Annotated in this window: 25 protein-coding genes and 2 pseudogenes; 11 read left to right on the forward strand and 16 right to left on the reverse strand. The window is 67.2% G+C overall.

Features of this window, described 5'->3' with window-relative positions; translation table 11 throughout:
* Positions 1–81: 81 nt before the first annotated feature.
* Positions 82–1,776: a serine/threonine-protein kinase gene (locus tag FM051_RS17765; protein ID WP_274383617.1), complete on the forward strand. Its 1,695-nt coding sequence runs from the start codon at positions 82–84 to the stop codon at positions 1,774–1,776.
* A gap of 13 nt (positions 1,777–1,789) precedes the next feature.
* Here FM051_RS17765 and FM051_RS17770 read toward each other — a convergent pair whose 3' ends face one another.
* Entirely contained in the window at positions 1,790–3,253 is a 1,464-nt protein-coding gene (locus FM051_RS17770) for an AAA family ATPase (protein WP_158844395.1), read from the reverse strand.
* On the opposite strand from FM051_RS17770, the gene FM051_RS17775 reads away from it, so the two are divergent.
* Together FM051_RS17775 and FM051_RS17780 are read left to right on the forward strand one after the other, a co-directional pair.
* A complete protein-coding gene (locus FM051_RS17775; protein ID WP_158844397.1) occupies positions 3,228–4,040 on the forward strand; it encodes a purine-nucleoside phosphorylase in 813 nt (270 codons plus the stop codon). The genes FM051_RS17770 and FM051_RS17775 overlap by 26 nt on opposite strands.
* 32 nt (positions 4,041–4,072) lie before the next feature.
* On the forward strand, positions 4,073–5,698 hold the full coding sequence (locus FM051_RS17780; protein ID WP_158844399.1) for a phospho-sugar mutase: 1,626 nt from the start codon (positions 4,073–4,075) through the stop codon (positions 5,696–5,698).
* Here the strand turns inward: FM051_RS17780 and FM051_RS17785 are convergent.
* Positions 5,685–6,017: a hypothetical protein gene (locus tag FM051_RS17785; protein WP_158844401.1), complete on the reverse strand. Its 333-nt coding sequence runs from the start codon at positions 6,015–6,017 to the stop codon at positions 5,685–5,687. The genes FM051_RS17780 and FM051_RS17785 overlap by 14 nt on opposite strands.
* Positions 6,018–6,239: 222 nt before the next feature.
* Here FM051_RS17785 and FM051_RS17790 point away from each other — a divergent pair.
* Positions 6,240–6,443 (forward strand): annotated as a pseudogene (locus tag FM051_RS17790) (flavodoxin family protein); the annotation flags it as partial.
* A 21-nt stretch (positions 6,444–6,464) separates the two neighbouring features.
* Here the strand turns inward: FM051_RS17790 and FM051_RS17795 are convergent.
* The gene (locus tag FM051_RS17795) at positions 6,465–6,692 is read right to left on the reverse strand and encodes a hypothetical protein (RefSeq protein ID WP_158844403.1); all 228 of its coding nucleotides are present in this window, start codon (positions 6,690–6,692) and stop codon (positions 6,465–6,467) included.
* A gap of 238 nt (positions 6,693–6,930) precedes the next feature.
* Between FM051_RS17795 and FM051_RS17800 the strand changes: the two genes are divergently transcribed.
* Complete coding sequence (locus tag FM051_RS17800; protein ID WP_158844405.1) at positions 6,931–7,383, forward strand: flavodoxin family protein; 453 nt, start codon at positions 6,931–6,933, stop codon at positions 7,381–7,383.
* A gap of 12 nt (positions 7,384–7,395) precedes the next feature.
* Here the strand turns inward: FM051_RS17800 and FM051_RS17805 are convergent, their stop codons facing one another.
* Entirely contained in the window at positions 7,396–8,496 is a 1,101-nt protein-coding gene (locus FM051_RS17805) for a helix-turn-helix domain-containing protein (RefSeq protein ID WP_238412464.1), read from the reverse strand.
* A 162-nt stretch (positions 8,497–8,658) separates the two neighbouring features.
* On the opposite strand from FM051_RS17805, the gene FM051_RS17810 reads away from it, so the two are divergent.
* The 3 genes from FM051_RS17810 to amcA all read left to right on the forward strand — a co-directional run bounded on the left by FM051_RS17810 (position 8,659) and on the right by amcA (position 10,399).
* A complete protein-coding gene (locus FM051_RS17810; RefSeq protein WP_158844409.1) occupies positions 8,659–8,973 on the forward strand; it encodes a hypothetical protein in 315 nt (104 codons plus the stop codon).
* A 192-nt stretch (positions 8,974–9,165) separates the two neighbouring features.
* Positions 9,166–10,254 (forward strand): cyclophane-forming radical SAM peptide maturase AmcB, encoded by a 1,089-nt coding sequence (gene amcB, locus FM051_RS17815; RefSeq protein ID WP_274383640.1) that lies wholly within the window; start codon positions 9,166–9,168, stop codon positions 10,252–10,254.
* Between the two features lie 43 nt (positions 10,255–10,297).
* Positions 10,298–10,399, forward strand: a complete 102-nt coding sequence (gene amcA / locus FM051_RS53990; RefSeq protein ID WP_376775353.1) for a multiple cyclophane-containing RiPP AmcA — start codon at positions 10,298–10,300, stop codon at positions 10,397–10,399.
* A 2-nt stretch (positions 10,400–10,401) separates the two neighbouring features.
* Here amcA and FM051_RS17820 read toward each other — a convergent pair whose 3' ends face one another.
* The 5 genes from FM051_RS17820 to FM051_RS17840 form a co-directional block, all read right to left on the reverse strand.
* Positions 10,402–11,061 (reverse strand): pentapeptide repeat-containing protein, encoded by a 660-nt coding sequence (locus FM051_RS17820; protein ID WP_158844413.1) that lies wholly within the window; start codon positions 11,059–11,061, stop codon positions 10,402–10,404.
* 111 nt (positions 11,062–11,172) lie between these two features.
* The gene (locus FM051_RS17825) at positions 11,173–11,715 is read right to left on the reverse strand and encodes an HK97 family phage prohead protease (RefSeq protein WP_158844415.1); all 543 of its coding nucleotides are present in this window, start codon (positions 11,713–11,715) and stop codon (positions 11,173–11,175) included.
* Between the two features lie 237 nt (positions 11,716–11,952).
* Positions 11,953–12,201: a hypothetical protein gene (locus FM051_RS17830; RefSeq protein WP_158844417.1), complete on the reverse strand. Its 249-nt coding sequence runs from the start codon at positions 12,199–12,201 to the stop codon at positions 11,953–11,955.
* A 13-nt stretch (positions 12,202–12,214) separates the two neighbouring features.
* Positions 12,215–13,426, reverse strand: a complete 1,212-nt coding sequence (locus FM051_RS17835; protein WP_158844419.1) for a phage major capsid protein — start codon at positions 13,424–13,426, stop codon at positions 12,215–12,217.
* A gap of 1,187 nt (positions 13,427–14,613) precedes the next feature.
* Entirely contained in the window at positions 14,614–16,209 is a 1,596-nt protein-coding gene (locus FM051_RS17840; protein ID WP_158844421.1) for a recombinase family protein, read from the reverse strand.
* A gap of 22 nt (positions 16,210–16,231) precedes the next feature.
* Here FM051_RS17840 and FM051_RS17845 point away from each other — a divergent pair.
* Positions 16,232–16,486, forward strand: a pseudogene (locus FM051_RS17845) (flavodoxin family protein); the annotation flags it as partial.
* 64 nt (positions 16,487–16,550) lie between these two features.
* On the opposite strand, the gene FM051_RS17850 reads toward FM051_RS17845, so the two are convergent.
* The 5 genes from FM051_RS17850 to FM051_RS17870 all read right to left on the reverse strand — a co-directional run bounded on the left by FM051_RS17850 (position 16,551) and on the right by FM051_RS17870 (position 20,026).
* On the reverse strand, positions 16,551–17,540 hold the full coding sequence (locus FM051_RS17850) for an aldo/keto reductase (RefSeq protein WP_420803606.1): 990 nt from the start codon (positions 17,538–17,540) through the stop codon (positions 16,551–16,553).
* Between the two features lie 22 nt (positions 17,541–17,562).
* Positions 17,563–18,507 carry an aldo/keto reductase gene (locus tag FM051_RS17855; RefSeq protein ID WP_158845300.1) on the reverse strand — a complete coding sequence of 315 codons (945 nt, stop codon included), beginning with the start codon at positions 18,505–18,507 and terminating at the stop codon, positions 17,563–17,565.
* A 44-nt stretch (positions 18,508–18,551) separates the two neighbouring features.
* Positions 18,552–18,935 carry a MerR family transcriptional regulator gene (locus FM051_RS17860; RefSeq protein ID WP_158844423.1) on the reverse strand — a complete coding sequence of 128 codons (384 nt, stop codon included), beginning with the start codon at positions 18,933–18,935 and terminating at the stop codon, positions 18,552–18,554.
* Positions 18,936–19,042: 107 nt separating this feature from the next.
* Entirely contained in the window at positions 19,043–19,426 is a 384-nt protein-coding gene (locus tag FM051_RS17865; protein WP_158844425.1) for a type II toxin-antitoxin system death-on-curing family toxin, read from the reverse strand.
* A 393-nt stretch (positions 19,427–19,819) separates the two neighbouring features.
* On the reverse strand, positions 19,820–20,026 hold the full coding sequence (locus FM051_RS17870; protein WP_158844426.1) for a type II toxin-antitoxin system VapB family antitoxin: 207 nt from the start codon (positions 20,024–20,026) through the stop codon (positions 19,820–19,822).
* A gap of 75 nt (positions 20,027–20,101) precedes the next feature.
* On the opposite strand from FM051_RS17870, the gene FM051_RS17875 reads away from it, so the two are divergent.
* On the forward strand, positions 20,102–20,695 hold the full coding sequence (locus tag FM051_RS17875; protein WP_158844427.1) for a TetR/AcrR family transcriptional regulator: 594 nt from the start codon (positions 20,102–20,104) through the stop codon (positions 20,693–20,695).
* Between the two features lie 67 nt (positions 20,696–20,762).
* Here FM051_RS17875 and FM051_RS17880 read toward each other — a convergent pair whose 3' ends face one another.
* Positions 20,763–22,034, reverse strand: coding sequence for a glycoside hydrolase family 18 protein (locus FM051_RS17880; protein ID WP_158844428.1), 1,272 nt, complete (start codon positions 22,032–22,034; stop codon positions 20,763–20,765).
* Between the two features lie 209 nt (positions 22,035–22,243).
* On the opposite strand from FM051_RS17880, the gene FM051_RS17885 reads away from it, so the two are divergent.
* On the forward strand, positions 22,244–23,083 hold the full coding sequence (locus FM051_RS17885) for an SDR family oxidoreductase (protein WP_158844429.1): 840 nt from the start codon (positions 22,244–22,246) through the stop codon (positions 23,081–23,083).
* A gap of 175 nt (positions 23,084–23,258) precedes the next feature.
* Here FM051_RS17885 and upp read toward each other — a convergent pair whose 3' ends face one another.
* The gene (gene upp / locus FM051_RS17890) at positions 23,259–23,885 is read right to left on the reverse strand and encodes a uracil phosphoribosyltransferase (RefSeq protein WP_158844430.1); all 627 of its coding nucleotides are present in this window, start codon (positions 23,883–23,885) and stop codon (positions 23,259–23,261) included.
* Between the last annotated feature and the right edge of the window lie 11 nt (positions 23,886–23,896).

Here is a 23,896-nt window from a genome sequence, read left to right on the forward strand (position 1 = left end):
CGAGTAGGACGGCGGCTATGTGAGGTTCACCGCCGTGAACGATGCAGATCCCAGTCTTCCACGCTGGTGGATGATGGCGGAGTGCAGGAAGAGCGCCCAGTTACCGACCATGACCGCCTCATTGCCGGTCGTTACCGCCTGCGGCACGTCCTGGGGCGCGGCTCGATGGGCACCGTGTGGGCCGCGCACGACGAAGTCCTGCGACGGGACGTCGCGGTGAAGGAGATCCTGCGCCCGCCCGGCACCCCGGACGTCGAAGCCGAACTGCTTCGGGAACGCACGCTCCGCGAAGCCCGTTCGGCGGCGGCGCTCGCGCACCCGAACCTGGTGACGCTGTACGACGTGGTGCAGGTCGACGGTGATCCGTACGTGGTGATGGAGCTGGTGCCGTCGTCGTCGTTGGCGGAGGTGGTGCGGCAGCGCGGGCCGTTGACCGACGTGCAGGGCGCGGTCGTGGCGGACGCGGTGGCCGCGGCGCTGGAGGCCGCGCACCGGGCTGGGATCACGCACCGGGACGTGAAGCCGGGGAACGTGCTGGTCGCCGACGACGGCCGGGTGAAGCTGACCGATTTCGGCATCGCCCGCAACGTCGCCGAAGCCACCCTGACCAGCCGCGGGATCACGTTGGGGACGCCCGCGTTCATCGCGCCCGAGGTGGCGGCGGGTGCGGCGGTGTCGTTCGCGGCGGACCAGTGGTCGTTGGGTGCGACGCTGTTCGCGGCGATGACGGGGCAGCAGCCGTACGAGGGCGCGAACGTGCTCCAGACGATCAACCAGGTGGTGCACGGCGACGTGCCGTCGGCGGCGGCTTGCGGTGCGTTGGAGCCGGTGGTCGCGGGGCTGATGACCAAGGCGCCCGACGAGCGGATGACGTTGGCCGAGGTGCGCCGGTTGGTCCGGCCGCTGCTGCCCGAGGTGGGGACCGATGTGTTCCCGGCGTCGGCGCCCACCAGGCCGGTGGTGGAGATCGCCCGCCCGCCGCTGGTCAAGCGACCGATCCCGCCGGACACCCCGTTGGCCGCCGATCCCGGCCCCCTGCCGTTCGCGGTGGCCGACGCGCCGACCCGTGAGCTGCGCGGTCGTCCGGTGGTGAGCGTGCTGGTGGCGTTGTCGGCGGTGGTGCTGTTCGCGATCGGCAGCGTGTCTGGGTTCGCGTTGACCAGGACTGTGGCCGGCGCACCGCTGCTGCCGCCGCCAACGCAGAGCACCCCGACCCTGCCCGCGATCACCGACACGCAGTCACTGCACCCCATCACCGCGTCGGCTGCCACGGCGAACGGTGAGCAGGGTGCGGAGTTCACGATCGAGGTGGGGCCGGACTGGACCAGTTTCCTGGAGCAGCGGACCAACAACGGGCTCGGGCCGAGCACGGTCGTGCACCTCGTCGCGCCGACCGGGTTGTACGAGGTGACGGTGCAGCGGTTCCCGGGCTACTACGAGCAGCGGAACACGATCAGGGACTACATCGGGCTGGTGCGGTCGCGGTGGGCGGCGGGGCAGTACTTCGGCGAGGCGCAGGAGGCGACCGACGTCCTGCCGCCGGGTGGGTCGGAGGCCGCTGTGCAGTTCAGCTACCGGACCGTGGAGCGTGCCACCGAACTCGCGCGCGGTGTCCCGGATCCAGGCTCTGACCTGCGACGCAGCCGGTATTCACGCGTGCTGCCGCGTGGGGCCGACCTGTGGGTGGTGGAAGTCGTCGTGCCGACGGAACAGGAGGAAATGGGCCGGGACCGGCTGTTCAACACCATCGCGAACACGTTCAGCGTGAAGGATTAGTCAGCCCGCGCAGTCACAGAAAAGCGCGCAGCAGAGCAGAGCCGGAGAGTTGGGCGCAGTGCGGCAGGAGCGCGGGCCACAGAGGCCATGTCCGCGGGTCACGTGGATCCCGGCCCAAGACAACCTTGGTAAGCATTTCCAGGCGCACGTCGTCGTAACCTGAGGCTTGACGCAGGTTGGCGTCACGCACCAAAGGGTGGAGTACAAGCGCGTTCGCCTGGTAGTCGATCAGTCCGAGGCTGCGCAGGTCCTCCACCAGGAAGGTGAGCTGCTGGGCAGTGATCCCGGCGAACACGTCGGAGTCCGCGAGCACTGCGGCGTCCAGCAGTTCTACCGGGACCGGTGCGGGCGCGAAGTTGGACAGCAGCCTCAGCAGCGGACGGGCCAGTGGTTGACCGCGCTTCGCCAGCAGGTCGAGCGACAGCTCCCAGGTTTGCGCCAACGTTTTGTGTTCGCCCAGTTCAGCGCCGTCCGCAAGCGCTTGGCTGTACTCGGCGAACGTCCGGGGCTGGACGGTGCCCGGCAGCCGGACCGCCTGACTGGTGGAGCGCAGGTAGTGCCCCGCGAGGTAGAGGGCCAACGGCAGGCCACCCAGCAGTTCGGCCAGGTCACGGGCATCCGCCTCGGCACCCGCGCAGGGTGCCAAGTCGAGCAGTACCGCCGCCGCGTCCTCGGCATTGAGCACGTCGACCGTGATGAACGTGCGATCGCCCCACTCCAACCGGCGGCCGTCGCGGCTGGTGATCAGCACCGTCCCGGTGGATCTCGGTGTGCGCAGCCAGCCGCGTCCAGTGGCGACGCGTTCACCGTTGGGCGCGAGGACCTGCGGGTCGTCGGCGTTGTCCAGGATCAGCAGCCAGGGGTTCGTGCGGGTGTCCAAGGCCCGCCACAGCACCTCCGGCGCCGAACTCGCGCCTGACCAAGCGTTTCGGGCGGCCTGCTCGTCCGCACCCGCGCGCAATGCCACCTCGCGGAGGCCTTCGGTGACGTTCGTCGCGCTGCTCGCGTCGACCCACCAGACCTCGACGCCCGCCTGGCGCGCGAACTGCACCGCCACGGTCGTCTTGCCGTGACCGCCGTTGCCGTGCAGGACGACGACCTGACCGCCCAGGTCAACGGCCGCCGCCAGCTCCGCGAGCAGGTCGTCCCGGCCTCGGATCGGGTGCGTCACTTCCTCCGGCACAACCAGCGTCGCCAGGCCGGGGCTCGGGGACGGCGAAGTGTTGACGTACAGATCACGGGCAGCCTGCTGGACTGTCGATCGGTCGAATGCCACGCCGGACTGCTCCACCCGCCAAGCTTGCCCCATCGCAGTAGCTACCCGGCCGCACCAGTGCGGGCAACGCGCACGGTTCGGCAACTCCGTGCGCCATGTGGTGCCGACCTCATTGCCGGAAGAGCGGGCAGCGGGGCTGCGGCAACGCGCGGTGGCGGATATTAGGCTCGCGGCCGTGACCGCTATCAGTGAGAACACCACGCCCGAGGCCTTGGCCACCGACGCGGCCAAGGCGCTGGCCGAGCGGACCGGGGTGGCCAAGCACGACATCGCCGTGGTCCTCGGTTCGGGTTGGCGGCCGGCCGCCGACTTGATCGGCGAGCCCGCTGCCGAGGTGCCCATGGGTGAGCTGCCCGGGTTCGAGGCGCCCACCGCCGTCGGCCACGGCGGCACCGTCCGGTCGGTGCCCGTCGGTGACAAGAACGTGCTGGTGATGCTCGGCCGGACGCACGGCTACGAGGGCAAGGGCGTGGCCAAGGTCGTGCACGGCGTGCGCACCGCCGCCGCGGCGGGCGTCGGCACGGTGGTGCTGACCAACGCGGCCGGCGGGTTGCGCGAGGGCATGTCGGTCGGCCAGCCGGTGCTGATCAGCGACCACCTGAACCTGACCGCGTCGTCCCCGCTGGTCGGCGCACGGTTCGTGGACCTCACCGACCTGTACTCGCCGCGCCTGCGCAAGCTCGCGCGGGAGATCGACTCGTCGCTGGAGGAAGGCGTCTACGCGGGTCTGCCGGGGCCGCACTTCGAGACGCCCGCCGAGATCCGGATGCTGCGCACGGTCGGCGCGGACCTGGTCGGCATGTCCACCGTGCTGGAGGCCATCGCGGCGCGCGCGGAGGGCGTGGAGGTGTTCGGCCTGTCGCTGGTGACGAACCTGGCCGCGGGCATCACCGGTGAGCCGCTCAACCACGAAGAGGTGCTGGAGGCGGGCCAGGCGGCGGCGAGCCGGATGGGCGCGCTGCTGCGCGAGCTGGTGGACCGGGCTTAAGAACCGACGTATTCCTCTGCAGCGGAGGTTCGATGAACAACAGCCTGACCCCGGCGTTGCGCGACGCGGCGTTCCGCTGGATCGCCGACGACCCCGACGCGGGGACGCGGCTGGAGTTGCAGACCGTCCTGGCGCGCGCGATGGGCGGGGACGCCTCCGCCGCCGAGGAGTTGGCCGACCGGATGGCGGGGCCGTTGACGTTCGGCACGGCGGGGTTGCGCGGTCCCGTGCGGGCCGGGCCGAACGGGATGAACCGGGCCGTGGTCATCCGCACCACGGCCGGGCTCGCCGCGTGGCTCAAGGCGCACGGGCACGTCGGCACGGTGTTCGTCGGCCGGGACGCGCGGCACGGGTCGGAGGACTTCGCCGAGGCGGCGGCCGGTGTGCTGGCGGGTGCGGGTTTCACCGTGCGGGTGCTGCCGGGGCCGTTGCCGACGCCGGTGTTGGCGTTCCTGGTCAAGCGCCACAACGCGGTGGCGGGCGTGCAGATCACCGCGTCGCACAACCCGCCCGCGGACAACGGCTACAAGCTGTACCTGGCGGGTGGTGGGCAGATCGTGCCGCCGGAGGACCGGGAGATCGAGGCGGCGATCCGGGGTGTGCCCGCCGCCGTGTCGGTGCCGTTGTCGGACGACTACCTGCCGGTGTCGGACGCGGAGGTGGACGAGTACCTGGAGCGGGTCGCTTCGCTCCCGAGTGGTTTGTCGCGTGACCTGCGGGTGGTGTTGACGCCGATGCACGGTGTCGGCGGGGCGACGGCGGTCGAGGCGTTGTGGCGGGCCGGGTTCACCGACGTGCGGGTGGTGCGGGAGCAGGCCATGCCGGACCCGGACTTCCCGACGGTGGCGTTCCCGAACCCGGAGGAGCCGGGTGCGGCGGACCGGGTGTTGGAGCTGGCGGCGGCCGAATCGGCCGACCTGGCGATCGCGCTCGACCCCGACGCGGACCGGTGTGCGCTGGGCGTTCGGGAGCGGGACGGGTCGTGGCGGATGCTGCGCGGCGACGAGACCGGCGTGCTGCTCGGGTCGCTCGTGCTGTCCACTGTGGACAGTGCGGATCCGTTGGTGGCCACCACGATCGTGTCGTCTTCGTTGTTGAAGTCGATCGCGGCGGCGCACGGGGCGCGTTACGCGGAGACGTTGACCGGGTTCAAGTGGCTGGTGCGCGCGGGCGAGGGTTTGGTGTTCGCGTACGAGGAGGCGTTGGGCAACTGCGTCGACCCGGAGTACGTGAACGACAAGGACGGCATCTCGGCGGCCGTGGTGGCGTGCGACCTGGCGGCCGGGCTGAAGGCGTCCGGCCGCTCCCTCCTGGACGCGCTGGACCAGCTCGCCGTCGACCACGGCCTGCACCTGACCGACCAGGTCTCGCTGCGGTTCACCGACTTGAGCCGGATCGGGGCGTTGATGGCCCGGTTGCGCGCCCAGCCGCCCGAGGGCTTCGCGTTCGAGGACCTGCTTCCCGAGGCCGACGTCGTCCGGCTCACGAAGGAAGGCGTGCGGGTGGTCGTGCGGCCGTCCGGGACGGAGCCGAAGCTCAAGGCGTACCTGGAGGTCGTGGAACCGGTGTCCGACGACCTGCCTGCCGCCCGCGTACGCGCGCAAGGCCGGTTGACCGAACTGCGGGCTCAGGTGTCGGACCTGCTCACGACGCCATAGCGATCAGCAGGCACAGCACGGCGACGACGAGCGCACCGCCCGCCACCAGGTAAGGACGCCTGGTCGGCGGGCTCACCGGCCGCTGCCGGTTCTGGGTCACGGCGGCCACCGAGATCCGGCCCGCGATGTAGCTGATCGTGCACAGCGCCACACCGGTCGCCAGGATCATCGTGTTGACGTCCCACGGGCTGTGGTCGGCCCCCGGCCACAACGCGATGAAGACCAGCGGCAGGCCGATGAGCCCGACCCCGATGCCGACCCCGGCCCCCCAGGTGATCCGCCGGTTCCGCTTGATCGTGGCGATGCTGCGAGTGTCCATGACTCCCTCCCGGTCACTACTACTGAGGACGTGCGGGGACCACACCGGTTGCCGTGCCCCTTTTGTCGATCTTCCTACGACTGCCGCCCGGCCCGTGACCCGGCCACCCGCCGAAGCCTCTGACCTGCGAATTCCTCGGATGACGCGCCACCACCGGACCTCACCCGAAGCCCGATGCTACCGAGCTTGCGCGTTCACCGGGTGCCCGGCAACCTGACCGGTGTGCCCCGCCTGCTGATCGTCCACCACACGCCGTCGCCCGCCATGCAGGAGCTGTTCGAGGCGGTCCTGAGCGGGGCGACGGATCCGGAGATCGAGGGCGTCGAGGTGGTCCGCCGGCCCGCGTTGGGCGCGACCGTGACGGACGTGCTGGAAGCCGACGGCTACCTGCTCGGCACGCCCGCCAACATCGGGTACATCAGCGGGGTCAACGCGAAGAAGTAGCGTTCACTCGGCCTGCTGCTCACCACGACGCGTGATCGCACGCCTGCCACCTGCAAGTTTCTCGGCGACAGTCCAGGACCGGGTTCGACGCAACGCCTCAGCAGCGACCTTGAGGTCTTCCGCACCGCCGCGCTCGTAGACGCGGTGCAGGAAGCGCAACGCCATCCACTTGGCGACGAGACCGGACAGCGTCGTCGTCACGACGACCGCAGCGACCCACCAGACTGACATGACACCCCACGACAACCAGGCCCACCGGTGAGCACGGAGGGCGATTGTTGCGGAGCCACGTTCAGTTCTCAGCACTACGTACAGGTTCGTCCCAACTCCCTACCGCATCAGTCGGCTCACCCCGTGACCTCTCCTAAACCACAGGCGATGATGCGGTGGTGCCCGTTATTTCGGCCACCTGCACGTCGCCCACTCTACCAACGTTGCGCCGCACTCGACGGTGGGGAAGCCTGACTGAGTGTCGAAGCTGCTGATCGTCCACCACACGCCGTCGCCGAACCTGCAAGCGATGTTCGAGGCGGTCGTAGCCGGCGCGACCGATCCGGAGATCCAGGGCGTCGAGGTGGTACGCCGCCCCGCTCTGGCAGCCACGGTGTCCGACGCCCTCGAAGCTGACGGCTACATCCTCGGCACCCCCGCGAACCTGGGGATGATGAGCGGCGCGCTGAAGGTGTTCTTTGACCTCTCCTACTACCCCTGCCTCGACGCCACGCGCGGACGCCCTTACGGCCTGTACGTGCACGGCAACAACGACACCACGGGGGCGGTTCGCGGGATTGAGTCGATCACTACGGGGTTGTCGTGGGAGAAGGTGACCCCCAACGTCAGCGTGACCGGTGAACCGACGAAGGAAGACCTTCGCGCGTGTTGGGAACTCGGCGCGACGGTTGCCGCACAGCTCATGCCCTGAGTGACCGTCGGATCACCGAGGTGGAAGCAGCTTCTCAACGGCGTCGAACCGATCGTCTGTGCGCGTGGATGGCATCCGGGCCGCGTACCCCCTAGCGCGCTCCAGAGTCGCTGTCGCGGCGTCCAGTGCGCCTGTACGGGCGTACGACTCGGCAAGCCAGGAGAGGTAGAGGGCCACCTCTCGCGAGTGTCCCTCGGGGTAGGTGGCGACCGCGCCGGACAGCAACGGTTCGGCCTTGTCGGGTGCACCTAGCTGGATCATGCAACGTCCGGCCATGACGTCGATTTCGGCTCTGTTGAGCCAATAAACCCACTCAGGTTCTTCGATACCGGTGGACCTCTGTTCGTATGTGTCGTCTACCGCGTCCAGCGCGCAGAGCGTGCCGTCACGGTCCTTGGTCTTGGCGCTTGCCCATGCCACCCGTTCCAACAGCAGCGTCCGGACGACGGGCGTAGCCCTTCGGGCTCCCGTGACCGCCGTACGCGCCAGGAGCAGCGCGTCACGCGGGTCAGCCACGTTGGCGATCTGGTAGCTCAGCGACGAAAACAGTTGTGCGGCAAGGGAATCGTTGCCCGCTTCCTCAGCCGCAGACACACCGCCGAGGTACAGCCGTTGGGCATCCGCGTACCTACCCGCGTCCGATGCCACCCACCCGGCGAGTTGGGCAAGCTCCCCGGTAGCAGTGAGCAGCCTCCGGCCGATCGGTTCGACGTAGGAACCGTTACGTACCAACGATTGCGCCTCTTCTAGCTCTTGCCGCACAGCGGGCAGCAGGTCCGCGCTCCCAACCACGTCGTCAAGGTGCCTCAGTTCGACCACACGAGCGTCTAGGGCGTCCGCCAGACTTTCACCCACTCTGCGACCGGATCGACGCTGTACGGCCGTTGGAGAGTCCGAGACAAGCCACTCATGGGCACGTCGTACCGCGTCACCACCGATCGGCACGCCTAGCGCTTGTTCATACGCCGCAACGACTTCCGGGAGTGGTCGGCGCTTCCCTGTCTCGATCAAACTCAGGTAGGGCTTGCTGTAGTGGGTGAGCTGAGCCATCCGGGACAGGCTGAATCCGGCAGCCTCGCGCGCTGCCCTGAGAGCGTCACTCAGTTCCGACACGCCTGCTCCCCGGTCCGCGTTGTCAACCTTTGTAAACGCGCTGATCAGCATAAACGCGGAGTGCGACCGGTAGGAACAACGGTAGGTCACCCCTTGTCCGTGAGACCTCCAGAACGCGCGCCGGGCGAGGGGTGGCCGTACCACCGGGCCTAGGAGGTAACCTTGAGCAGCGACGACGTTCAGAAGGCAGAGCAAGAGCACATCAACACGATGGTTGCGCTACAGCAGCTCCTACGGAACGGGTTCATCGCGGTCCCCTACGGCGACAATCCGACCCAACCCGAAGAGCTGGGATTCGTCCGGTTGCGGTGGGACATTCAGGATCTGATCCGTGTCTACGGGGCTGACCAAGCCAGCGCCGTTCGACTCGTCGGAGGTCAGCCCAAGGAGCGCACAGAGGGGCACGCCCGAGACGTGGCAAAGGAAGTCCTCGGCTGGCCTCAGATCGTTTCGGCATCGGGTGATCGACTCTCATGAATACCGCCGAATTCGTCATCGTTTGCGCCTTGTGGTCCTCAATCGTCTTGGCGTTTGGTTATCTGATCTGGCCCACGCTCCGCGACCTACGCATCTTCCAGCGCCTACGGAAATGACGCGCCCAAGCACGATGGACACGCGAGGGGGAAATGACCAGTGCTGACACGGGATCTGTTTGTTCGACCGAGGTCGGTGATTCTCCAGCCCGAGACGTTATGCAATCTCGACTGTAGTTACTGCTACCTGCCGTTCCGACACAAGCGCAACAGGATGTCCGTTGAAGTGGCGCGGGCAGTAGCCGAGTCTGTCCGGCCCTGGACGGCCTACACCACAGTTGACGTGTGCTGGCACGGTGGGGAGCCGCTGGCGACTGGCCGCGCTTACCTCGGGCGGCTAATGGACGCTTTCAACGACCTTGACGTCAAGCACGGTGTCCAGACAAACGCCACGCTGGTAGATGATGCGTGGTGCGAATTCTTCGCCGAACGAGACATGTACGTGGGCGTCAGTATCGACGGCGGACCGTCCGACAACGCCAACCGTGTGGATCGAAAAGGAGCGCCAGCCTACAAAAAGGTGATGCAGGGGATTGACCGGCTCATCGCTCACGGTCATGAGGTCTACGCAATCGCGGTCGTATCGGACCCGACACCCGAACGTGCCCGCAGGCTCTACAGCTTCGCCGCTGAAAGTGGAATCTCGGAACTCGGCGTCAACATTGAAGAACAGGAAGGCGTCAACGCCACGACCAACGCCCACGACCAGGAAAGCGTGATCGGTTTCTGGGCGGAATTGATGGCGGCATGGGGAGAGAACCCGGCCATCCGTCTGAGAGAGCTAGGACGGACGCTCGCTTATGTTGAAGCGGTTCTAAATGATCAGGATCACGCGAGCCGACGACCACCCTTTATTGATCCGTTGCCCACCGTTGCCCACGACGGTTCGGTAACGCTCATCTCGCCAGAGCTAGCCGGATTCGGTAACGCACGAGGAAGTTTCTCAAGCGGAAACGTACTGGATGCCTCGCTAGACGAGATCATCTCGCGTGCGGCTGATGTGCCTTGGGTAGCCGAATTCATGTCCGGCGTGGACGCGTGCAGGAACACGTGTCCTTACTTCGATTTCTGCGGAGGTGGTCACCCGGCTAACCGGCACTTTGAACACGGCCGAATGGATGGGACAGAGACCGACTACTGCCGTAACGGCAAGATGGCATTACTAGAAGGAGTGTTGCGGGTTGTTCAGCCAGACACCGTTAGCGGAGCGGATTCGACTGCGTAGCGCGGGATTTACGGCTCTGCTGGTCACGGCGGGAGACTCCTCCGTGAGAGTCAATTCATTCAACAACGATCCCACGTGGGACAACGTCACCGGGGGTGGCGGGTTTGACAACCGCCCCACGTGGGATGACTGGAAGAACAAGTAGCGCTAAGTGACCACGGTCAGGCCAGCCTCTGACGCGAACTGAGTTCCCAAAGTGCCGGCCTGATCGGCGTCAATCCGCGCGCCTCGCAGCGTAAGAAGGCCACGAACCCCGATCAAGCGCGAGGATGTGAAATCACATCCGCTGGCGCGAGTAGCGTCAAACTCCACCTGATCCATCTCACAGTCGTCGAAGACCACATTGGAAAGATCACCGCTGATCGCAGTCTCACGGAAGGAACAGCGGCGGAACACAACCGCGTTCTTCACACGCTCGAACCGAATCGCCGCATAATCAAAACGACAGTCCTCCGCGTACAAGTCCGCGGCTTGGGCAAAGTCGATCCGCAGACCGATTGCTTGAGAGCGAAGAAATTCCGTCCGCCGCGCGGAGGTCTCCGACATCACCGCATTGGAGAGATTCACGTTTTCGAAACGCACATCAGAAAGCCCGATGGGAGCGAGGCGGGAGTTCGACAGATCAACCGCGGAGACCACGACCACTGACAATGACCCTTCTCCTGCAACCTCCGACTGGTCACCCCCCTCGATACGTGCAGTGGCGTAGTCGAACTCGCCCCGAAACGCCGGCGGCTGATTCAACAAGTCTTCCTCTTCGATGGACGCTCGTTGAATCGTCTTACCCGCGACTTTTAGGAAGTCCATGCCCATACGGTAGCGCACCTGCGGCACGACCGGGTGTAACCAATCCGGCGCGGCACACAAAAAGACCCTCCACACGAACGGTGCCGTGTGGAGGGTCCAGTTGTGCTTTCTTTACAGCAGGTAAACCAACGGAGCGTCTTGTCGTTCCCGTCTGACGTGAGCGAGGCTGCGCATAGCGACCGTGGTTTCGGGATACGCGGGAGTGAGTACGGGGCCGAGTTCCACCACGGTGAGGCCGGTCAAGGTGCGCAGGTGGTTGCCCTCCGCGTCCCGGGTCCACCGCTCCTGCGCCGAGTGGAACGTGAACGAGGAGCCCGCGAGTACGCCCGTGCGAACCAACTCGCCCACATCGCGGCTGGCCTGGGTGTCGGGAAGCGTGATTGTGTAGTGCACGCCGTCGCGATCTTCGACCAGGCGCAGTCCCGCGCCCTGCCTCGCCAGCGGGGTGTCCGCGTTGTGGTTGAACGTGGCGACGATCCGGCCCGAGTCGAGCGACGCGCGGACGGCACCGGGCGAGATGACCTCACGGAAACCGCCCAGATCGACAGAGGGCGAGTTGTAGACGATGGCGGTACCCCGGAGCACCGGAGCGCCGTTGCGTGCGCCCAAGCGGACCGTGGCGGGCCGGTCACGGCGTTCGAGTTCGAGGGACAAGGATTGCCTTCCTGGTGTTCACGTCCGTTCGCGGTGGTTTTGTTGCGGCCCAACGACTGTTAACGGCCATTAACGCGTGGTTCGTGTCCTGCGGTTTCACCGGCTCCGACGTGCTGACGTGCGGTGACTGGCCCGAAAAACCGGGTTCGCACTCAGGGTGTGTGCAAACAGGGGACGGGATGCCCGAGCAGGGTGGCGGCTCGGAACTTCCGGACCGTCCTGCCCTCTTCGCTCGTGCTACGCGGAAACGCCGGGCCGAAAGACCGGGCAGACCTCGACCAGTTCGGCGACTCCTGCGTCAACCATCGCCCGCGCTTCGGTGGGCGGTAGCGCGGTCAGGTTCTCGGCGTTGTAGACGGTCTGGTGGCCGTTGCCCCAGTCGCGGGCAATCGGCCTGGTGAAGCTGACGATGTGCACGTCCGCGTCACCCCGGAGTTCGTCCAGGAACACTTGGTGACGGTCGGGCGTGCCGATGAGGGTGAGCATGGGGCGGAACTCCTTACGCGGTGGTGATGCCAGCCAAGCGGCACACGGCCTTGGGCTGCACGGGCGCGATGGTGGCGCGCAGGATGCACCGCACGCCAAGACCATCGTTGAAGAACGCCGTCTGATCAGAGATGCGGAACGCGGCGGACTTGCGGATCACTGCCCAGATCGTTGACGGGTCGTAGACAACGGCGTCCGTGGTCGGCACGTACTTCGTGGTGAACACGGGCACGCCCAGCAGTGAGCGCCGAACACCCGTCGTCGGTGAGCCCGCCGACTCGGACAACAACGGCTTGAGGCTGTCGGAGGACTCGCGGAGCTTGAGCAGCGCGGCCCAGGTGAGCGGGTTCATCGCGACCGCGCCGGCGTCCGCGTGCTCGTCCTCCAGCATGGCGAACGCGGTGATGAACGGGTCAAGATCCTGAATCGCGCCAACGGCGCTGATCTGCTGGATACCAGGGGTGTTCAGCAGGCCGTTGAACCCCTTGGGCTGAGTGGTCGCATTGCCCGCGAACGCGGCCCGGTCGAACCCGAGCGACACGGACGCGATCAGCGCTGTGGCAAGAGGGTTCAAGATCTCCGGATCGGAGTCCTCGACCAGTTCGTTGGACAGCAGATCGGACGCGCCGATCTTCTTCGGCGTGACCGACTCCCCGCGCCCCTTGAACCCACCGCGCGGCAGCTCCTCCAGCTCCCCCACGAAATCGGCGGTCGGGTCGTCGGTGACGACCGGGATGTTCAGCGACTCGCGGTCGGTGGTGATCACGTTGACGCCGGACTGCACGAACTTCGACTTCTGTCGGAGCTTGTCCACCACGAACCGCGCCTGCTGGGCGGGGCTGAATCCCTTGGCGGTCCTGGCGTGGGTCTGACCGGTCAACGCCGCGCGCACCTCATACCGCAGCAGGTGACCAGCCGACCGGATAGCACCCTGTGACGCGCTCTGAGTGCCGGACAGCGCCCCAGGAACCTCCGGCATCTCCTCCACGCTCCGAGTCCCGTAAATCGCGGACAGGAGCGCGCTACGCCGCTCGTTGGCGGGATCGTCGTCCATCCGTTCCGCGAAGTCGTGCGCCTGGTCGGTGTAGGACTCGACCCGCGCCGCGTAGCCGTCGATCCGGTCCAGCAGCTCACTCATGCGGGCGGACTCGTCGGCGTCCGCCGTCCGCCTTTCGCTGTTGACCTTCGCGGCAATCGCGTTGTACTCGGCGCGAGCCTCACGCATTGCGGCAGAGATTCCGGACAGCATCACAACCCCCTGACTTTGGGCAGCACCAACGAACCCGCCGAAACCGGCGCACGCGTGGACCAGGTGCCGATACACGAAAAGCCCCGCCCGACCGGGAGCGCTGGCAGACGCTCAACCGACCGAACGGGGCGAGACAACAGAACGCGCGGTGCTGCCAGACACCAGAGCGCGAGAAGACGAACAGCAAGACTTGCCGCGACTGCACGCGGCACGACTGGCCTCTACTTAGTACAGAGGCGGGTCACCGACATGGCGACCAGGGCAAACCTTCCGGAGTGACACAAGACACACGCGACCGCGCGGAGCCTGGCGCACATCCCGGATGACGGAGTGTCGGAACACACCTGTTGCAGGTTCTTTCTTACGAGAGAGAGGGAGAGAGATATAGAAGAAGTACGGAACGAGTCGCTTCCGACACTCCGACATCCCCGCGCACCTGCTCCGCGTCCGCCCTCCACTTACATCACCCCCTGTGGCACAACCAGGGACCAGGGACTTCACGCCACGGGGCATCCTCCGTTGCCCGATCGTGATGTCGACGCGGACCACGCGACGCGGCAGACACGACCGTCTTACCTTCCACCCAGTACACCCCCCGGGCTGCAACATGCGTCCTGGGGTTTTGCGTCGCATGGCGGATTCTGTTGCCGAACCGTGACGTTGGTGTGCGCACCACAATGCCAGAGGCGCTTGCCACGGTGCAGAAGGTGTAGAAGTGCACGTGTTCTAGGTTCTTTATAGAGAGAGTGAGAGAGAGATAAGAAGATACGGAAACGACTACAACTTTACACTTTCTACACTCTGCCCTGCCCGCGCCGGACCGTCCGTCAGCGCGTCGCTACTCACGGTACACGCCAACTCGCCGGACCGGGCCGAGTGCAAAGGTGACGAGTTGTCCCCTGTTCCGGTTTCTTCTTAGAAGGAGGAAGGAAGGATCTATAGGGTTTACGGGAACAGACCCAACTCTGCATCTCTGCACCGACGTTGCTCCACCGCGTCACCACCCGGGAACTCAGCGTCAGCAGCCCTGACAAGCCGCCCAGCCCGCAACGGTCTCGCGGGTCAGGATCGCCGTTCGAGAGCGATAAACGCCTATGGGTACACGGAAACGGCCCAGAGTGCGTACTTCTGCACCCTGGGCCGCCGTCCGCGACAAGCCGAAGCTATGCGAGCCAGTCCACTTCCACCCGTGAGCTGTCCCACGGCTCACCCCGACGTGACGCGGGGCGAAGCGTGATCGACTCAACGGCCAAGCTGAGCAGGGCACGGCGTTCCATGACGGTTGCAGCCTCCCAAGCGGGACCGGAAATCTCGGGATCGAGCAATGGAGAGATATCCGCAACAGGCTTCGGCGTCTTGGCGAGTACATCGTTGGCCTTCGCGAGCCGGTCGAGTAGGCGCGTCCGCTGCCGCTCGTAGCTTGACCGATCAGTCACGCCGTCCGCGAAAGCGTCGTCTACCCGGTCGATCGCAGCCTTTACCTCCCTGATCGCCTTCTCGGCTGCCGTTCGCTCTGCAATCTCTTCCGGCCGCTCGTGGGCGGTCCAGCGTTCAGCCACAATGTCCAGCAGCGGATCACCCGGTTCACACGCCGCGAGTCGCGCGATGAAACGCTCTCCTACTTCCTGGTCAGCGTGCCTACGGCTGACGTAAAGCCCTGGACACGTGGCGATACCGCTCCGCGCCCGCGACTGGTTTTGAAGGCAAACGTACGTGGCGATGCCACCCTCTTTATCCTTCCCAGTACCGACCAGACGCCCTCCGCATTCCGTTCCATCTTCGCGGACGCGACCGCAACGGGCGAACGGGTTCAGCAGGGTATTGGACACGCGACGACCGGACTTCGCGAATCGCTGGTCGGCTCGCTGCCTTCCACGCTCCTGTGAACGCGCGTCGATCAGCGCGACGATCCTTCGGTGCTCATCAAGCGTGACAACGCCTTTGCCCACAGACGTCGGAGGTTTGTGCTCCTCCTCGTTGTCGCTCTCCTCGCCAAGGATGATCGGCCGGTAGAAGTACTTGCCCCCGCGAAGTCGTTTCCGAATGATCGCGACACCAGCCCACGCGGGGTTTGTGGCGAACCGTGTGACCGATCCCGTGTTCCACGTCGATCCGCCGCTTGGCGAGGGAACGCCCTTCTCGTTCAACGCCCTGGTGACCGCGTAGACGGACTGTCCCGCCAACAGCTCGTCCGCGATCCAACGCGCCGTTGGGAAGGTCTCCGGATCGCGTGCCAACCGCCGGTCTACGACTTGCAGGCCGTAAACAGCCCTCGGCGACAACCACTGACCTTCGGCACGCCGTTTGGCGATGCCACGCCGGGACCGGGTAGACGTGTTCTTGGACTCGCCGCGCGCAAGGATCGCCCGAAGGCCAACGTTCAGCTCCGCGTCGTCCCGCCGCGAGTCGATGCCGTCCGAGACAGTCACCATGAAGGCGTCAGCTTCATCGAGCACACGGAGGACGGCTCCGGCTTGCTCCATGCCGCGCCGGGTGACCCGGTCTACCGCGTACGCGATGACCATTTCGCCGGAACGCACGTCCTCCAGGAGTTGATCAAACTCCGGACGCTTGACCCACTCCTGGTACGCGCTGGTCCCTGGCTCCTCGCGGTAGACCTTGACGACACGTCGCCGGTTGCGCGTGGCCATCTCCCGGCAGTCGTCCTCCTGGTCCTCCGTGGACTTCTGGTTCGGCTCGAACTTCGACACGCGGGTGTAGATCCGAGCGTCCCCCTCGTACCCCTCTTCGCTGGTCACAGATGAACACTACTTCTTCGCGCTACCAGGCGCGTTGAAGCACTTCTTCGACACCATCTACTACCCCTGCCTGGACGCCACGCGCGGGCGGCCGTTCGGGGCTTACGTGCACGGCAACCTGGGGACCGAAGGGGCGTTGAAGGCACTGCGGGACATCACGGCGGGGCTGCAGTGGCGGCCCGTGGTCGAGACCCTGTCGCTCACCGGGGCGCCGGACAGCGCGGCGCGGCAGCGGTGCTGGGAGTTGGGCGCCACGGTCGCGGCCACGTTGATGTGACCGCCCCGGAGGGCTCCGGGCTCGCGGGCCGGAGCCCTCCGCGACTCGTTGCTCGAAGACGTGACTACCGGCCGATCGAGGACCGCATCACCTCGGCCGGGTAACGGGTGCCGGCCACGGCGTCGGCGGGCACGGCCTGGGCGATGCGCGCCAACTGCGCATCGGTCAACTCCAGGTCGGCGGCGGCTGCGTTCTCCTCCAGGTACTTCACCCGCTTGGTGCCCGGGATCGGCACGGCGCCCTGGTGGTGCACCCACGCCAGCGCGATCTGCCCCGGCGTCACGTCGTGCTCCCGTGCCACCTCGCGCAGCGACTCCACCAGCGCGAGGTTGCGCGCGAAGTTCTCCTCGGCGAACCGGGGCTGGCCGACCAGCCGGAAGTCACCGGCCGCGAAATCGTCCTTCGACGTGTACCGGCCGGTGAGGAAGCCACGGCCCAGCGGCGAGTACGCGACGATCCCGATGCCCAGCTCACGGCACGTCGGCGCGACCTCGTCCTCGATGTCCCGCGACCACAGCGACCACTCGGTCTGCACGGCCGCGATCGGGTGCACGGCGTGCGCCCGCCGGATCGTCGCCGCACCCGCCTCGGACAGGCCGATGTGCCGGACCTTGCCCGCCTGGACCAGCGACGCCATCGCGCCGACGGTCTCCTCGATCGGCACGTTCGGATCGACCCGGTGCTGGTAGTACAGGTCGATGTGGTCGGTCTGGAGACGCCGCAGCGACGCCTCGGCGGCCTGCACGACGTACTCCGGGTCGCCGCGCAGGCCCCATTCGGCACGCGGCGTTGCGGGCTCGCGGACCACGGCGAACTTCGTCGCCAGCACGACCTCGTCCCGGCGGGACTTGATCGCCCGGCCCACCAGTTCCTCGTTGGTGAACGGCCCGTACATGTCGGCCGTGTCGAGGAACGTGACGCCCAGGTCCAGGGCGCGGTGGATGGTGGCGGTGGACTCGGCCTCGTCGCCGGGGCCGTAGAACTCGCTCATCCCCATGCATCCCAGGCCCTGCGCGCTCACTTCCAGCGCGCCCAACCGGCGGTTTTCCACGATTTCGCTCTTCCCCTCGGTAGACCTACTTGTTCGACATCTTCAGGAACTCCGGCGGGTACCGGTCGCCCGCGACGGCGGGTGCGGCGTCCTCGATGGCCCGGAGCTCTTCGGCGCTCAGCTCCAGGTCGGCGGCGGCGACGTTCTCCTCCAGGTACTTCACCCGCTTGGTGCCGGGGATGGGGACGACGTGGTCGCCCTGGTGGTGCACCCAGGCCAGCGCCAACTGCCCCGCCGTGACGCCCCGCTCGGCGGCGAGTTCGCGCAGCGCGTCGACGATCGCCGTGTTGCGGGCGAAGTTCTCCTCGGCGAACCGGGGCAGGTTGCGGCGGATGTCGCCCTCGCCCAGGTCGGCGACGGACGTGAGGCGGCCGGTGAGGAAACCGCGGCCGAGCGGTGAGAACGGCACGATCCCGATGCCCAGCTCACGGCACGTCGGCGCGATCTCGGCCTCGATGTCCCGCGACCACAGCGACCACTCGCTCTGCAGGGCGCTGATCGGGTGGACGGCGTGCGCGCGGCGGATCGTCGCGGCGCTCGCCTCGGACAGGCCCAGGTAGCGGACCTTGCCCTCGGTGACCAGTTCGGCCATCGCGCCGACGGTCTCCTCGATCGGCACCTCCGGGTCGACGCGGTGCTGGTAGTAGAGGTCGATGTGGTCGGTGTCCAGCCGGCGCAGCGAGTCCTCGACGGCCTGCTTCACGTAGCCGGCGTCACCGCGTGGCCGGCGTTCCGGGTCGGCGAGCGCGAACTTGGTCGCCAGCACGACCTCGTCACGGCGGGACTTGACCGCCCGGCCCACCAGTTCCTCGTTCGCGCCCACGCCGGAGGCATCGGTGGTGGAGGGACCCGTGACGCCGCCGTAGACATCGGCGGTGTCGAGGAGGGTGACGCCCAGGTCCAGCGCGCGGTGGATGGTGGCGATCGACTCGCGTTCGTCGCCGGCGCCGTACGACTGGCTCATGCCCATGCAGCCCAGGCCCTGCTTGCCGACCCGGAGTTCGCCCAGCAACGTCACGCGGTGATCCCTTCGATGAAGGTGTGCTCGATCTCCTCGTAGTGGGAGATCTTGTAATCGAGTACTTCCAGGCACGACTGGAGTTCGGCGATGCGCGCGCGGACCGAGGCGCGGTGCTCGAACAGCATCTGCTTGCGCCGGCCCGCGGTGGCCGCGCCGCGGTGCCTGAGCTGCGCGTACTCGCGCATCATGCGGATGGGCATGCCGGTGGTCCGCAGGCGGGTCAGGAACACCAGCCAGCCCAGGTCGTCGTCGCTGTAGCTGCGCCGCCCGCCGGAGTCCCGGGCCGGCGGGTCGACGAGACCGATCCGTTCGTAGTAGCGCAGCGTGTCGATCGACAACCCGCTGTGCTCGGCCGCTTGAGCGATCGAGTAAGTCACGGTGTCGACCGTAGAAGCTGGAGTGCGCTCCAGGTCAACCCGATTCGGCGTACTCGGTGCAGTCGCCCGGCGATCCGGGCACGTTCGAGGGCCGACCCGCGCGAGGGTCAGTCGTCCTTGGGCATGCCCCAGGCCTCCAGGTGGGCGGCCATCCCGGAGACGTCGATCTGTTCCCTGCCCAGCGCCCGGACCAGGTCCAGGGCCTCGTCCTCCTCCGCGTCGATCCACCAGCCGTTGATATCGCACAACGTCACCGCCGCGACCCAGCCCAGCCGCCAGTTGCCCTCGGCCAACGGGCGCGTGCGGACGATGGAGTCGAGCAGCGCGGAAGCTTTGAGCCAGAGCGTGTCGTAAGCCTCGACCCCCAGCACTGTTGCCCTGGGGCGGTGGGCTGCGGAATCGAGGAGACCTAAGTCGCGCACGACCAGGTCCCCGCCGGTGACGGCGGTCGCCAGCACGAGCAGATCGCCGGCGTCGAGGTAGTTGACCACTGCTTGACGCGCTCCCTGTCCTGAAGGGCGGGGATTCCGGCGCGGCCACGCCGCATCCGGGATGTCTCTCGCGCCACCACCCACCCCCTCAGGTCCGTATCGCCTCCCCGCCCAGCAGGCGGCGAGGATGTTGTCGGCCGCGTTGTGCACCGAAGCGCAACCCGAACGCGACCCGATCTTCAACGGCGCACCATACCGGTGTGCTACCGATCGCCGTGGGCGTTCACACATCTGTATTGGTGAACGGTCGGGATGACAGCGGTTGAGCTGCATGGATTGATCATATCGAACATTTGTTCGAACGACGAGAGCACAGCGGGTCGATCACCTGAAGGCGTGTGGAGACAGGTCGTCAGCGGGTGCGGGATCCCGCACCCGTGGTGGAGTCGGGGTTCAGTTGGAACCCAGGCGGTCGAGCAGGCCCCGGTACTTGGGGAGCACGCGCCCCAGCACCTCGGACAGCTGCTCCTCCTTCTGCAATCTGGCCCACCGGTCGGCCAGCGCCAGGCGCACGACCTCCTGCTTCGAACGCCCCTCGGCCGCGGCGAGCTCGTCGAGCCGCCGGTTCTCCTCGTCGCTCAGACGCAGAGTCATCGCCATGGGGAATGACGGTACCAACTTGATACCACGATGGCCAGGGCAAGTTTTATAACACTGTTGCGATACGATGGGCCGGTGCCACGACCGAAGACCCACGACGACGCGCTCCGCGGCCGCCTGCTCGAACGCGCGGGCGAACTGCTGTCCACCGAGGGACCAAGCGCTCTGAGCTTGCGCAGGCTGGCGGCGGATGTCAACACCTCGACCACGGCCGTGTACTCGCTGTTCGGCGGCAAGCCCGCGCTGCTGAACGCCGTGTACGAGGAGGCTTTCCGCCGGTTCGGGGAACGCCTGGCCGCCGTGCCGAAGACCGACGACCCGGTCGAGGACATCGTCCAGATCGGCCTCGCGTACCGGCAGAGCGCGCTCGCCGACCCCCAGTTCTACCTGGTGATGTTCAGCAAGATCGTGCCGAACTTCGAACCCTCCGAGGAGACCAGGAAGGCCGCCGCCGAGACGTTCCTCCCGGTTGTCCGGGACGTCGGCCGCGCCGTGGAGGCCGGGCTGTTCACGGAGGCGCCGCACGAGCAGATCGCGTTGGCCTTGTGGGGCGTGGTGCACGGTCTGGTGAGCCTCGAACTCAACGGCAACCTGCCGCCGAGCCTGGAGGTCGCTCCCGTCTACGAGCGCGCGCTACGCGCACACACGGACGGTTGGCGTCGCCGCTGAACGAGGGGTGGGGTCCGGGGAGGTGGCCGCCGCGTAGTCTCCCCGGACCCCGGTGGACTGCCCGGAATCAGGACAGTCCGCTGGTGAGCGCCTTGATCAGCTCGCCGTCGGCGGTGTCGCCGTCGAGCGACCAGATCATCGCGCCGCCAAGGCGCCGTTCCGCCACGTAACGCCCCTTGCGCTTCAGCTCGACCGGGTCGTCCCAGGTCCAGAACGTGGTGCCGTCGAACAGCCACGCGTGCCCGGCCTTGGCGTCCCGGTGCACGGTGAACTCCGAGAGCTGGGTCTTGAGGATCCGGTAGTCCTCGTACCCGGCCTCGTAGGTCGCGGGCGCGGGACCGGTGGCGGGCTGGAACAGGCCGTTGTTCTCGTTGCGCACGCCCGTCCAGCCGCGGCTGTAGAACGGCACGCCCATCACGACCTTGCTCTTCGGCGCACCGGACTTCAGGTAGTGGTCGATCGCGACCTGCGAGCTGAACGGCGGCGTGGTCGGGTCGGCCTCGGGCGTGCGGATCGAGGACTGCTGGTTGGTCAGCGGGTCCCAGGCGCCGTGGTAGTCGTAGCCCTGGATGGTGCCGAACGTCAGCAGGCCGAAGACCTTGGACACCTCGAAGCCCCGGTCGACCTGGCGCGGGTCGGCGGGCAGGAAGGCGGTGAGGTCGTAGCGCTTGCCGGTCTGCCAGGTCAGCTTGCCCATCTGCTTGCGGTACTCGGCGAGCAGCGCGGTGAAGTTCTGCTTGTCCTCGGGGCGCACGACGTTGCCGGGCGCGCCTTCGGACGACGGCCACTCCCAGTCGAGGTCGACGCCGTCGAACACACCGGCCGCCGCGCCCGGCTTGTCGGGCAGGTTGCCCTTGAGCCACATGTCGATGCACGACGCCACGTGGGCCGCGCGCGACTCCGGCGTGAGGGCGGCGTTGGAGAAGTACTTGGAGCCGGTCCAGCCGCCGAGCGAGATGTTGATCCGCAACTCGGGGTAGCGGGCCTTGAGCTGCTTGAGCTGGTTGAGGTTGCCGGACAGGGGCTGGCCCGCGACATCGGCGGTGCCGTCGACGCTCTGCTCGGCGCCGAACGGCCGCTGGTAGTCGGCCCACGGGTCGGCGCTGACGCACTTGCCCGTCTCGTCGAGGAAGCCGAACGCGTAGTTCAGGTGGGTGAGCCGGGGCGCGGTGCCGTTGGCGACGAGGTCGCGCACCAGGAAGTTGCGGTCGTAACCGCTCCACTGGGTGTAGTACCCGACGGTGCGCGTGGTGGTGCCGTGCGCGACCGCCTGCGGCGCGAGCGCCACGGTCATCGCGGTGGCCAGGAGGGCGGGGACCACCCATCTCCTGCTCGACATGCTTCTCCTCGAGATTGCGGCGGCAGCACCCGGTTGGTCCAGACCACGTTAGTGATGAGGTCTAGACCACCTCTACGGCCGAACGGCCCAATCCGCGTACTACCGAGAAGTTCGCGTCGGTTCTGCAAACTTTTGCATGTGCGAGGTGGGCGGGGGTCGCGCTAGCTTGCGTATTCAAATTTGATCACCTGCGGTTCTAGGGGGAACACGTGACGATCCTGGTCACCGGGGCGACCGGAACCATCGGCGGCGCCGTGGTGCGGCAACTGGCAACGGCGGGTGTGCCGGTGCGGGCGTTGACCCGCAACCCGGCGAGGGCGGTGCTGCCGGCCGGGGTGGAGGTGGTGGGAGGTGACCTGACCCGGCCGGGCGAGCTGCCGTTGGCGGGCGTGACGGCGGTCTTCCTGCTCGCCGCGATCGAGTCCGACGGGGCAGTGGCGCACGCCCAGGCGTTCCTGGACCGTGCGCCGGACCTGCGGCGGGTGGTGTTTCTGTCCAGCAGTGCGGTCACCGTGAAGCGGCCGGGGAGCTACGAGCTGCACCACGACGTGGAGCGGGTGATCGAGGCGTCCGGGGTGGCGTGGACGCACGTCCGGCCGGGTGAGTTCATGTCCAACAAGCTGGTGTGGGCGCGGACGATCAAGTCGGACGGCGTGGTGCGGGCGCCGTACCCGGAGGCGGTCGGCGCGCCGGTGCACGAGGCGGATGTCGCCGAGGTGGCGGTGCACGCGTTGCTGCACGAGGGGCACGCGGGCAAGGCGTACACGTTGAGCGGGCCGGAGGCGTTGACGCACCGGGAGCAGGCCGAGGCGATCGGGCGTGGCCTGGGCAGGCCGATCGGCTTCGAACAGCTGACCTACGGCCAGGCCCGCGCGTCACTGATCCGCGACGAGGGCCTGCCGTGGGACGTGGCCGAGTACCTGATGGGCTACATGGCCCAACACGCCGAGGAACCAGCCGACGTAACCCCGGACTTCGAACAGGTAACCGGCACCCCAGGCCGCACCCTCTCCACCTGGGCCACCGACCACACCGCCGACCTGACCTAACCCCGAGAGTCGAACACTCAGACCGCGAGAGTCCTACGTTCAGGTACCCCGAGTTCAACACTCAGGTTCGTCGGCCGGTGTTCTGAGCGTTGAATTCAGGTGTTCTGAACGTAGGACTCTCGCTACGCGAACGTAGGACTCTCGGGACCTGGAGGTTCGACTCTCGCGGGGGGGGTTAGTGGACGGCGCCGTATTGGCGGTCGCCGGCGTCGCCCAGGCCGGGGACGATGAAGCCCGAGTCGTTCAGGCGTTCGTCGACGCTGGCGGTTACCAGGCGGACGGGGAGGGTGGAGTCCTCCAGGTGCTTGATGCCCTCCGGGGCGGCTAGGGCGCAGATCGCGGTTACGTCTGTGGCGCCTCGGTCCGTGAGGAGGCGGATCGTGTAGGCCATGGAGCCGCCGGTGGCCAGCATCGGGTCCAACACGAACACCGGGCGGCCGGCCAGCGAGTCGGGCAACGACTCCATGTACGGCGTGGGCTGCAACGTCTCCTCGTCACGCGCCAGGCCGACGAACCCCATCTGCGCGTCGGGGATCAGCTTGTGCGCCTGGTCGGCCATCCCGAGCCCGGCACGGAGCACGGGCACCAGCAACGGCGGGTTGGCGAGCCGGTAACCGGTGGTCCGGGCGACGGGCGTGTGCACCCGCTCCTCGGCCACCGGCAGGTGGCGCGTGGCTTCGTAGACCAGCATGACGGTCAGCTCGTGCAGCGCGGCGCGGAACGCCGCGTTGTCGGTGCGGGCGTCACGCATGGTGGTCAGCCGCGCCCTGGCAAGTGGGTGATCGACAACGAGGACGTCCATGGTCGAACAGT

Origin of the sequence: Saccharothrix deserti (assembly GCF_009769385.1) — a bacterium.
GTDB classification, from domain to species: domain Bacteria; phylum Actinomycetota; class Actinomycetes; order Mycobacteriales; family Pseudonocardiaceae; genus Actinosynnema; species Actinosynnema deserti.

Bases quoted from the DNA above. Each gene is read 5' to 3' on its own strand.
- FM051_RS17780 (WP_158844399.1), top strand. From the start codon at position 4,073: ATGAACAACAGCCTGACCCCGGCGTTGCGCGACGCGGCGTTCCGCTGG.
- FM051_RS17785 (WP_158844401.1), bottom strand. From the start codon at position 6,017: ATGGACACTCGCAGCATCGCCACGATCAAGCGGAACCGGCGGATCACC.
- FM051_RS17795 (WP_158844403.1), bottom strand. From the start codon at position 6,692: ATGTCAGTCTGGTGGGTCGCTGCGGTCGTCGTGACGACGACGCTGTCC.
- FM051_RS17820 (WP_158844413.1), bottom strand. From the start codon at position 11,061: ATGGACTTCCTAAAAGTCGCGGGTAAGACGATTCAACGAGCGTCCATC.
- FM051_RS17830 (WP_158844417.1), bottom strand. From the start codon at position 12,201: ATGCTCACCCTCATCGGCACGCCCGACCGTCACCAAGTGTTCCTGGAC.
- FM051_RS17835 (WP_158844419.1), bottom strand. From the start codon at position 13,426: ATGCGTGAGGCTCGCGCCGAGTACAACGCGATTGCCGCGAAGGTCAAC.
- FM051_RS17855 (WP_158845300.1), bottom strand. From the start codon at position 18,507: ATGGGCATGAGCCAGTCGTACGGCGCCGGCGACGAACGCGAGTCGATC.
- FM051_RS17870 (WP_158844426.1), bottom strand. From the start codon at position 20,026: ATGGCGATGACTCTGCGTCTGAGCGACGAGGAGAACCGGCGGCTCGAC.
- FM051_RS17880 (WP_158844428.1), bottom strand. From the start codon at position 22,034: ATGTCGAGCAGGAGATGGGTGGTCCCCGCCCTCCTGGCCACCGCGATG.
- upp (WP_158844430.1), bottom strand. From the start codon at position 23,885: ATGGACGTCCTCGTTGTCGATCACCCACTTGCCAGGGCGCGGCTGACC.